This window comes from Bradyrhizobium sp. RD5-C2 (genome assembly GCF_019972155.1).
Taxonomy (GTDB): domain Bacteria; phylum Pseudomonadota; class Alphaproteobacteria; order Rhizobiales; family Xanthobacteraceae; genus Bradyrhizobium.
The window spans coordinates 312302-321915 of the sequence record NZ_BOVL01000011.1 but is presented as its reverse complement, the minus strand read 5'-3'; the positions used below and the strand labels follow the sequence as shown (position 1 = coordinate 321915).

At 66.1% G+C, this 9614-nt stretch carries 8 protein-coding genes; 2 read left to right on the top strand and 6 right to left on the bottom strand.

The window, feature by feature from the left end; all coding sequences use genetic code 11:
* The coding region (locus BraRD5C2_RS14235; protein ID WP_249788337.1) for a sugar phosphate nucleotidyltransferase at nt 1–258 on the bottom strand (258 nt) is incomplete at its 3' end.
* 351 nt (nt 259–609) lie between these two features.
* On the opposite strand from BraRD5C2_RS14235, the gene BraRD5C2_RS14230 reads away from it, so the two are divergent.
* Together BraRD5C2_RS14230 and BraRD5C2_RS14225 are read left to right on the top strand one after the other, a co-directional pair.
* On the top strand, nt 610–1575 hold the full coding sequence (locus BraRD5C2_RS14230; protein ID WP_223969277.1) for a lysylphosphatidylglycerol synthase transmembrane domain-containing protein: 966 nt from the start codon (nt 610–612) through the stop codon (nt 1573–1575).
* Nucleotides 1576–1583: 8 nt separating this feature from the next.
* Nucleotides 1584–2594 (top strand): MraY family glycosyltransferase, encoded by a 1011-nt coding sequence (locus tag BraRD5C2_RS14225; RefSeq protein WP_223969276.1) that lies wholly within the window; start codon nt 1584–1586, stop codon nt 2592–2594.
* 51 nt (nt 2595–2645) lie between these two features.
* Here BraRD5C2_RS14225 and BraRD5C2_RS14220 read toward each other — a convergent pair whose 3' ends face one another.
* The 5 genes from BraRD5C2_RS14220 to rfaE1 form a co-directional block, all read right to left on the bottom strand.
* Nucleotides 2646–3587 (bottom strand): NAD-dependent epimerase/dehydratase family protein, encoded by a 942-nt coding sequence (locus BraRD5C2_RS14220; RefSeq protein WP_223969274.1) that lies wholly within the window; start codon nt 3585–3587, stop codon nt 2646–2648.
* A complete protein-coding gene (locus BraRD5C2_RS14215) occupies nt 3584–4798 on the bottom strand; it encodes a glycosyltransferase family 4 protein (protein ID WP_223969272.1) in 1215 nt (404 codons plus the stop codon). The genes BraRD5C2_RS14220 and BraRD5C2_RS14215 overlap by 4 nt, the downstream gene beginning before the upstream one ends.
* Before the next feature lie 48 nt (nt 4799–4846).
* Nucleotides 4847–6760 carry a nucleoside-diphosphate sugar epimerase/dehydratase gene (locus tag BraRD5C2_RS14210; protein WP_223969270.1) on the bottom strand — a complete coding sequence of 638 codons (1914 nt, stop codon included), beginning with the start codon at nt 6758–6760 and terminating at the stop codon, nt 4847–4849.
* Nucleotides 6761–6843: 83 nt separating this feature from the next.
* Nucleotides 6844–8124: an O-antigen ligase family protein gene (locus BraRD5C2_RS14205; protein ID WP_223969269.1), complete on the bottom strand. Its 1281-nt coding sequence runs from the start codon at nt 8122–8124 to the stop codon at nt 6844–6846.
* An 8-nt stretch (nt 8125–8132) separates the two neighbouring features.
* Nucleotides 8133–9605, bottom strand: coding sequence for a D-glycero-beta-D-manno-heptose-7-phosphate kinase (gene rfaE1 / locus BraRD5C2_RS14200; RefSeq protein ID WP_223969267.1), 1473 nt, complete (start codon nt 9603–9605; stop codon nt 8133–8135).
* Between the last annotated feature and the right edge of the window lie 9 nt (nt 9606–9614).

Genomic DNA, 9614 nt, shown 5'->3' with positions numbered 1-9614 from the left:
CATCGGCTCCAGCAGCACATCGGCTTCGCGGCCGATCTCGGCGAGCTGCTCCAGCACCATGAAGCGATAGGCCTCGTTGGTGATCACGATCGGCCGCTCGAACAGGCCGGCCTCGGAGACCCGCAGCAGCGTATCCTGGAAGGTCGAGCGCGCCCCGAACAAGGACAGGAACTGCTTCGGATGCACCTCGCGCGACGCCGGCCAGAGCCGCGTCCCTGCGCCGCCGCACATGATCAGGGGAATAATTCGTCGATCCATCGATGCCTCAAGTCCTGTCGTGCCAGTCCTGTCGTATCCATCCGCAGGCAGCACACCAAATCGGCCCGGGCTGCCGTGGCCGGCAGCCCTGTTACCTGGGAGGCACGATCCGGGCAGTCACGCGCCCCCACGCGTCTGGTCGGATCTTACCGGTCTTGTAAACTCCCGGTGAACGGCTGGCCGTCCCCCGTTCCGGCATCTTTAGCCGCCCCTTCACGCCTGCCGCAATAGGGACCAGTACGGGTATTGCCAGATCGGTGCGGAAACCATACCAAGGCGGCGAATTTGGGCGCGCGAAAGCGTTTTGCGCTGTTTTTGACACATTCTGAAAACCTGGCAGCGCGAACGGAAATGCGCCGAATCCTGCTTTCGACCGTCAAGATCCTGATCTCGGCTGCGCTGCTGTATTTCTCGCTGCGCAAGGTCAACCTGTATGACCTCGCCTCCCGCATCCAGGTCGAGAGCCTGGGCTGGCTCGGCCTCGCGATCGCGGTCACGTTCCTGCAGATCTTCCTCGGCGTGTTGCGCTGGCGCGAGATCAGCGTGGAGTGCGGCGCACCGCTGGAAACCGCGCAGGCGATGCGCTTCAACGTGATCGGTACCTTCTTCAACCAGACACTGCCGTCCTCGATCGGCGGCGACGCCGTGCGGCTTTGGCTTGTCGCGCGCGCCGGTGCGGGCTGGCGCGCCGCCACCTATTCGATCTTCGTCGATCGCGCAGTCGGACTGATCGCCCTGGCCGTCGTCATCGCGGCCACCCTGCCCTGGAGCTATCGGCTGATCGCCGATACAAACGGCTGGATGGCGTTGCTGCTGCTCGACCTCGCCGCGCTCGCGGCCGGATTTGGTTTCCTCGTGATCGGCCTGTTGCCGTGGCCCTGGCTGAAGCAGTGGTGGGCCACGCACCACATCCACGCCTGCGCGGTGATCGCGAACCGGGTGTTGTTCAGCCGCCAGCACGGATTGCGGGTCGCGACCCTTTCGATCGCCATTCACGTGGTGACCGTCGTGATCGGCTGGTGCGTGGTAAAGTCGATCGCGGCCCCAGTCACCTTCGGCGAGATCTTCCAATTGTTGCCCCCGGTGATGCTGATCACGATGATGCCGATCTCGATCGCGGGCTGGGGCGTGCGCGAGGCCACGATGGCGCTCGCCTTCGGCTATGCCGGCCTGATCGCGAATGAAGGCGTCAACATCTCGCTGCTGTTCGGCGCAGTGTCGTTCGTGGTCGGTGTGTTCGGCGGCCTGGTGTGGATCCTGAGCCCGGAAAAGGCCGCCAAGGGCGCCGAGCCGATCGAAGTCCCGGGATCTCAGTGACCGGACCAATGAGCAGTTTCGAGACCCTCCTGTCATTGATCGCGGCGGTGCTGGCCGCATCGCTCTCGGCCGTCCTGATCCAGGCGACGCGGCCCCTGCTGCTGCGCGTGGCACTGGCGAAGCCCAACGCGCGCTCGTCGCACCGTATTCCAACGCCGCAGGGCGCCGGCATCGCGGTCATCGCAGCCACGCTGCTGGCGGGCGGGATCGTCATCGTGCTGGCCGGATCGCCGGACCTCACGATACCTTTCACTGTGTTCGCGGCCTGCCTGTTCATCGCGGTGGTGGGCTTTGCCGACGACATCCGCTCGCTGCCCGTCGTCCCGCGGCTGTTGCTGCAGGCCGCCGCCGTCGCAGCCGTGGTGTTTTCGGCGCCGGCCGATCTCAGGCTCGTTGCGGCCTGCCCGGTCTGGCTCGAACGCGGCCTGCTGCTGGTCGCCGGCCTCTGGTTCGTGAACCTCGTCAACTTCATGGACGGGCTCGACCTGATGACGGCGGCCGAGGCCGTGCCGATCACCGTGGCCGTCGCCCTGCTCGGCAGCTTCGGCCATGTGCCCGCTGCTTGCGCGCTGGTCGCGGCAGCGCTGTGCGGCGCGTTGCTCGGCTTCGCGCCCTTCAACCGGCCGGTGGCAAAGATATTCCTTGGCGATGTCGGCAGCCTGCCGATCGGCTTGCTGCTGGGCTGGTGCCTGCTCGAGCTTGCCCTGCATCAGCAATTCGCCGCCGCGCTGCTGCTGCCGCTATATTATTTGACCGACGCGACGGTCACGCTGTTTCGCCGCATCGCGCGGCGCGAGCCGTTCTGGTCCGCGCACCGCTCGCACTTCTATCAGCGCGCGACCGACCACGGATTTGTGGTGTGGCGCGTCGTCGGCGAGGTCTTTGCGCTCAACGTGGTGCTGGCGCTGCTCGCATTCGCCTCGGTCGCCCTCAATTCCCTCGCAGCAGACATCGTCCTGCTGCTGGCCGGCGCGCTCGCCGTCGCCTGGCAACTGCGCCGGTTCGCGCGGCCGCTCTGATCGGGCCAGAGCGTTTTCCAGCCGCGTGAAGAAAACGCGTCAAAACAAGATCTAGATATCCGTTCGGCGCAGCGCGCGCCGCAGCCCCTCATCGAGGCTGATCGGCTGCTGCCATCCGGTGCCCGCGACCTTGGACAGATCGAGTTCAAGCGAGGCGAACAGGCTGTCGTAGGCTTCCTTGCGGCCGCCCACCGTGAGCGACACCTTCAGGAGCGGCGACGGCAGCCAGAACAGACGCGGCGAGGTTTCTGCCGCGCGGGCAAGGCGCTCGACGAACTCCCGCGTCGAGACCTGCTCGCGGTCGGCCACCAGAAACACGTCGAAATCATTTCCCGGTCGCGACAACCGATACAGGATGAACGACGCGAGGTTTTCCGCGGACAGGAACGCGCGGCGGTTCTTCACAAAGGCGAGCGGAAGCGGCATGCGATTGATCACCGCACGCTTGAGCAGGGCGAAATTTCCCTTCGCGCCGGCGCCGTAGATCAGCGGCGGCCTGATCACGGTCACCCTCATGCCGCTGCCCGGCACAATCCCCTTCAGACCAACTTCGGCGGCCGCCTTCGAGTTTCCGTAGAGGCCGCGCGGTGTCAGGACATCGTCCTCGCGAAACGGCGGGCGGCCGTAATTGCTGCGCCCATGCACCAGGATCGTGCTGACAAAAATGAAATCCCGAACGCCCGCCGCAACCGCCGAACGCGCCAGATGCAGCGTGCCTTCGATATTGACGTTGCGGTAGAGCTCGATCGCTTGTTCGTCGGACTGCTGGTGAACGCGAGCCGCGAGATGAACGACGGCGTCCACCCCGTCGAGCGCGGCGCGCCAATCGGTGGCCGGACTGAGCGAGCCGATCGCCACGTCGTTTGCGTCTTGCAGCGGGGTACGCACCGCGCGCCGCACCAACCAGCCGTTCTGCTCCAGCTCAGGCACGACGTGGCGACCGACAAAGCCGCTCGCACCCGTCACAAGAACCGTCGGCCGGTGATCATTCATGCTGTCCGCTCCACATCTTGATTGGATAACAGCTCCGCCACCAGCGCGGCGTAGCTCGACAGCGCCCGCTCGGGACTGAAGGTCCGCGCGGTCGCGACGGCGCGCTCGGCCATCGCGGCGTCCTGCGATTGCGCCGCCATCCTGATCGCATCGGCGAGTTGGTCGGGCCGTCCCGGCGTGACGACCCAGCCCAGCCGGTTCTCGCTGACGGTCAGCGCGGCCTCGGCTTCGGGCTCGGAGACCAGGATCACGGGCCGGCCGGCTGCAAGCAGATTATAGAACCGGCTCGGGACCGATACGCCGGCAACGTCCTTGCGATAGGGAATGAGCCAGACGTCGGCACTGGAGAGCAGCGCATCGAGCTCGCCATCCGCGACGCGCTCGACCAGCGTGACGTTGGCGAGCTGCGCCTCGGCCTGCATCTCCTTCAATCGCGCAAAGCCCATGCCCCATCCCGACAGCAGGAAATGGATATCGCGCTCGTCGCGCAACAGCCGCGCAGCCCCGAAGACGATGTCCGGATCGTGGGTGAAGCCCAGATTGCCGGACAGGCCGACGACGAAGCGGGCAGCGATCGCCTTGCGAAACGGATTGTCGGGGCTGACGGGACGATCGCCGGGGGCGAGCGTGGCCCAGTTCGGGATGAACCTGATCTTGTCCGGTGTCATTCCGCGATAGCGCAGCAGCAGCTTCTCGGCGTCGCGGCCGATCACGATGACGGTGTTCAAGGCACGGAACATCAGCGCGTTGATCGCGCGCATCGCCCGCGCAACCAGCGATGACGGCCGCAGCAGCCCGGCCATCACGAGAACATCCGGAAACAGGTCGTGCAGGATCAACGCCGACTTGGCCCCCTTCAACCTCGCCGCGGCGGCAACTGCATAGGGAAGCGCGAAGGGTGCCGTCACCGTCAGCGCCACGTCGCCGCGCTGCAGCCGCGACAACAACGCAAAGAACATCCGCACCGTGAACAGTGCCTCGGCCAGCGCGCGCTTGAGCAGTGCCGCCTTGCCCGGCAGCCAGTTCCTGATCTCGACGACGACGGGCCGCCCCGGCGCCGGCGCCCGCGCCGAGCCCGGCATCCCGGAGACCACCACCACGTCCGCCTCCTGGGCGATCCGTTCTGCGATCGCGGCCATGATCGCGGCGGTCGTGCTGTGGTCCGGCGGATAATGCTGGCTGGCGACCACGACTTTTCGGGAGCTGGGCATCAATAGCTTTCGAAACGGTCCTGCCTGATCGCCCGCAGGACGGCGCGGTCAGGCGGCATTCGATCCGAACTCGGGCACGGCGTCCTGAAGGACGGCACGGATGGTCACGCGGTCGTCTCTCTCGATCGCATCTTCCAGCGCCGCGAGCCACTTGCGCAACGTCGACATCGGAGGCTGGTTCGGCTTGGCGGCCATCACGCCGGCAACGCCGATTTCGAGCGTCGGCTCCTGGCTTGCGAACAGGATCTCGTTCAGCCGCTCGCCGGGACGGATGCCGCTGAACACGATCTCGACGTCGACGCCCGGTTGCAGGCCCGACAGGCGGATCATCCGCTCGGCGAGATCGACGATCTTCACCGGCTGCCCCATATTCAGCACATAGACCGAGACGTCGGGCCGTGCCGGCGTCATGGCGTGCGTTGCGGCGGTGATCACGAGATCGCAGGCTTCGCGGATCGTCATGAAATAACGGACCATGTCCGGATGGGTCACCGTGATCGGTCCGCCGGCCTCGATCTGGGCCTTGAATTTCGGCACCACGGATCCGTTGGACGCCAGCACGTTGCCGAACCGCACCGAGATCAGCCGCATGTGCGACCTGCCCTTGGCCTCGGCCATCAGATCATGATCCATCGCCTGACAATACATCTCGGCGAACCGCTTGGTCAGGCCCAGCATCGACACCGGCTCGATCGCCTTGTCGGTCGAGATCATCACCATGGCGCTCGCGCCCGCCGCACGCGCCGCGTCGGCGACGTTGACGGACCCGAAGATGTTGGTCTTGACCCCTTCGCTCCAGTCGCGCTCCAGGATCGGCACATGCTTGAGCGCCGCGGCATGGAACACGATGTCGGGCTTGAACTCACTCATCAGGCGCGTGATGCGCTCGCGATCCCTGATGTCCGCGATCCGGCCCTCGATCTCGGGGCCGATGTCGCGTGCGGACAGCGCCTCGGTGACCGCATAAAGCGCCGGCTCCGAGTTCTCGACGACCAAGAGGCGTGCCGCGCCGAAGGTCGCGACCCTCTCGCATATCTCCGCGCCGATCGAGCCGCCGCCGCCGGTCACGATGACGGACTTGCCCTTCACCAGCGTCTCGAGCCGCGCGTAGTCGATCTTCTGGCTCGGGCGCAGCAGCAGGTCTTCGACCGCGACGTTGGTGAGCCGTGGCGTATCGCCGCCCTCCAGCGACGGCAGGCGGCTGACCATCAGACCGAGCCGCTTGGCGCGCATCAGCACGCTTTCCGGATGCGCATCCGGCTCGAAGGCCGAGGGCATCATGACCACGCGCTTGATCGGCCGCTGGCGGCCCTCGAAATCCCGAATCACGGTTTCAATATCGTCGACGCCGCCGACCACGGGAATGTTGCGGATCATCTGGCCGCGGTCCGCGGCCGACGGCGAGAGCACGCCGACCGGCCAGAGCCGCTTGATGGCGCCGTTCTCGATGCCACGCAGCACGACTTCGGCGTCGGCCGTGCGTCCGACCAGCAGCGCCGACGCTGCATCGTCGGATCGGGCATGAAGACGCGTGCGCGAATAGCGGAAGTAGCGATAGCCGAGGCGCAGCGCGCTCAGCGCGAACACCTCGAGGAAGAAGAACAGGATGATCGTGACGCGGCCGAGGAACACCGGACTTGGCGAATTCGCTCCGGTGAAGAAGTAGATGTAGTCCACCACGACCAGTGCCAGCGTCAGCACCGCCGCGACCCGCAGGATGTTCATCGCGTCCGGCAGCGAGGTGAAGCGCCATTTCGCCGTGGTCAGATTGGAGAAATAGCTGACCACGATGCTGAACAGCACGAACCAGGGCAGAATGCGCAGCAAATGCGGCAGCCGATCGGTAAGCAGGCTGCCCTCGAAGCGCAGATAAAAGCTCGCCAGCAACGCGAACGTCGTCGCCAGCGCGTCATGTGCCAGGATCAGGAAGTTGCGCGAGGTGAATTGTGAAAGGCGCGTCATCTAACGGACGGGTTACTGGCAACTGGGAGTTGGCGACGGGACATTGGCAGGCTGTAGCGTATCTGCGGAGCCCTTGCCAGCGATCATGGACGGATCGGAGGCTCGGGTTCCATATCCGTCCCCAATCGCCCCTTCAACGCCATGCCGCCCGCAACCCCGACGCCCAGCACGTACATCCAGCCTTCATGAAAGTCGAAGATGTGTGAATTAAACAACGAACTTGAAATATTCTGTACCACGACGAGAAGCCCGATCCAGTTGACGAGACCGTCGCCGCGGAACAGCAACAGGTGCAGCAGCCACATCGCGTACAGTATCGATACACCCACAATGCCCCACTGCACGGCGACGTTCAACGTTTGATTGTGGGGGTTTCCGATCACTTCGCCGGAAGCCTGGTTCACGCCGCCGGCCGCGACGCGCTCGAACAGGCCCCGCGTCGAGCCGGTGCCGTGGCCGATGACCGGAGCCTCGGCAAAGAAGCCGAGCGACTTGCGCCAGAATTCGAGCCGCAGACCAAGCGATGTCGGCTCGTTGCGCTCCATGTAGAGCTTGTAATCGCGCTGGAATGAATCGGCCGTCGCGCGCAGTTGTGGCGATGCATACCACGCCGCAACGGACAATGCGCCGGCCGCACACAGGATCAGGGCGATGCTGCGCCAACGCAAATGCAGCAGCGCAAATACCGCGAACATGATCGGAATGGTCACCAGCGCGGTCCGCGACACCACCACGAACGCCATGTTGGCAAGCAGGCTGAGCGCGATCCCGACCAGCAGCACGGCCGGCAGGACGCGATTGGCCCGCAACAGCATCACGATCGGATAGGCCAGCGCGACCGCACACAGCGTGAATTCCTGGCTCTGGTCGATATAGTTCTTGACGAAGACGCCCTGCTCGCCGGGAGCCGGCGCCCGCAGCGCGAGGTGAGGATAGGCAAGCACCAGCCACGACATCAGCATCAGCAGCGTGCAGGAGACGAGGAAGGCCACGAACACCCATGTCCCGCGGCTCGAGCGCTGGAAGTGATAGAGCAGAACCGGAAGCACCAGCAGCTTTGCGGTCGGCCCGACCGCGTACAATCTCGCGCCCCAGGCGGCGTCCGACCAGAGCGTGCCGGTGAGCGCGAGGCAAAACAGCGCGATCGGCGCCACGCAGATCGGCCGCTTCAGCAGCGTCCAGAACGCCCGCAGGTCGACGGTCGGCGCAATCGAGATCAGCAGCATCACGCCGAAGATGCCGACCAGCGAGGTCGACCACGGCAGCGACAGCGCAATCAGGACCGCGACCACGTCGGTCGTGGCCTGCCATCGCGCCGGATCGCGCCAGGCCGGGCACGCCGCGGCGCCTGCCGGCGATGCCATGCTCGCGCTCACGCCTTGCCCTCGCGGGCCCGCGCAACCAGCGACGTCGTGCTGTGGCCCTGCAGGATCTCGACCAGCACCACCTCGCCGCCGGCGGCCTCGACGATCTCGTGGCCGACCACCTGCTCGCGGGTATAGTCGCCGCCCTTGACCAGCACGCTCGGCCGCACCTTCGTGATCAAATTGATCGGCGTGTCCTCCTCGAAGATTGCGACGAGGTCGACGGCTTCCAGCGCCGCCAGCACCTCGGCCCGGGCGCGCTCGTTCTGCACTGGACGCCCTTCGCCCTTCAGCCGCTTCACCGAGGCGTCGCTGTTCAATCCGACGATCAGGCGGTCACAGGCGCCGCGCGCGGCGGTCAGCACCTTGACGTGGCCGGGATGCAGGATGTCGAAACAGCCATTGGTAAAGCCGATCCGCAGATCCTGCCTGCGCCATTCCTCGAGAGACGCGTCGACATCGCCGCCGGCCGGGACGATCTTGTCCTCGGCCGCCAGCGACGCGTGCGGCAGGATCCTTCGCCGCAACTCGGCGGACCTGACGATCGCGGTCCCGGTCTTGCCGACCGCAACCGCGGCTGCGGCACTCGCGATCCGCAGCGCGCCATCCCAGTCGGCACCGGCAGCCAGCGCCAGCGCCAGTGCTGCAGCAACGGTGTCGCCGGCGCCGGAGACGTCGCGCACCTTGACCGGCAGCGCCGGCACATGGATCGAATCACCCTGCCGCGTCACCAACGTCATGCCGCGCTCGCCCTGCGTCACCAGCATCGCCTCGCAATCGGCAAGGACCATCGCATCGGGCGCGGCCTGCGCGATGCTGTCCTGGCTGTCGGCACGGCTGCGGGTCGCCTCGGCGAATTCCTTGCGGTTCGGCGTCAAGACGGTCGCGCCGCGATAGATCGCGAGATTGGCGCTCTTCGGATCGACGATCACGCGCTTGCCCGCCTGGCGCGCGGCGTTGATCACATTGCGGATCACGCGCGCGGTCAGCACGCCCTTGGCATAGTCGGACAGCAGCACGATGTCTGCGCGCGCAAGGTGCGGCAGGATCGCGTCGATCAGCTGCTGCTCGATGGCAGGCGCGGCCGGCGCGGCCAGCTCCCAATCGGAGCGCAGCATATGGGTCGAGAACTGTTCGGAGACGAAGCGCACCTTGCGCGTGGTCGGGCGCGCGGCGTCGCGCACCAGCACGGTCTCGATCCCCGCCTCTTTCGCCAGCGCCTCTGATAGCACCGTTCCGGCGGCGTCCTCGCCAATCAGGCCGACGAAGATGCAGCGGCCGCCGAGCGCGGCGATATTGCGCGCGACATTGCCGGCGCCGCCGATATTGATCTCGCTGCGCCTGACCGCGATCACCGGCGCCGGCGCCTCCGGCGAGATCCGCGACACCTCGCCATACACGAACTCGTCGAGCATGAGGTCGCCGACGCAGAGCACGGTCTGGCCGGACATTGCACGCGAGATCGCTTCAAAATCGAACATCAGTCACCG

What these genes read in the sequence shown, in the direction of transcription:
- BraRD5C2_RS14230 (WP_223969277.1), top strand. Translation starts at nt 610, where the DNA reads ATGCGCCGAATCCTGCTTTCGACCGTCAAGATCCTGATCTCGGCTGCG.
- BraRD5C2_RS14225 (WP_223969276.1), top strand. Translation starts at nt 1,584, where the DNA reads ATGAGCAGTTTCGAGACCCTCCTGTCATTGATCGCGGCGGTGCTGGCC.
- BraRD5C2_RS14220 (WP_223969274.1), bottom strand. Translation starts at nt 3,587, where the DNA reads ATGAATGATCACCGGCCGACGGTTCTTGTGACGGGTGCGAGCGGCTTT.
- BraRD5C2_RS14215 (WP_223969272.1), bottom strand. Translation starts at nt 4,798, where the DNA reads ATGCCCAGCTCCCGAAAAGTCGTGGTCGCCAGCCAGCATTATCCGCCG.
- BraRD5C2_RS14210 (WP_223969270.1), bottom strand. Translation starts at nt 6,760, where the DNA reads ATGACGCGCCTTTCACAATTCACCTCGCGCAACTTCCTGATCCTGGCA.
- BraRD5C2_RS14205 (WP_223969269.1), bottom strand. Translation starts at nt 8,124, where the DNA reads ATGGCATCGCCGGCAGGCGCCGCGGCGTGCCCGGCCTGGCGCGATCCG.
- rfaE1 (WP_223969267.1), bottom strand. Translation starts at nt 9,605, where the DNA reads ATGTTCGATTTTGAAGCGATCTCGCGTGCAATGTCCGGCCAGACCGTG.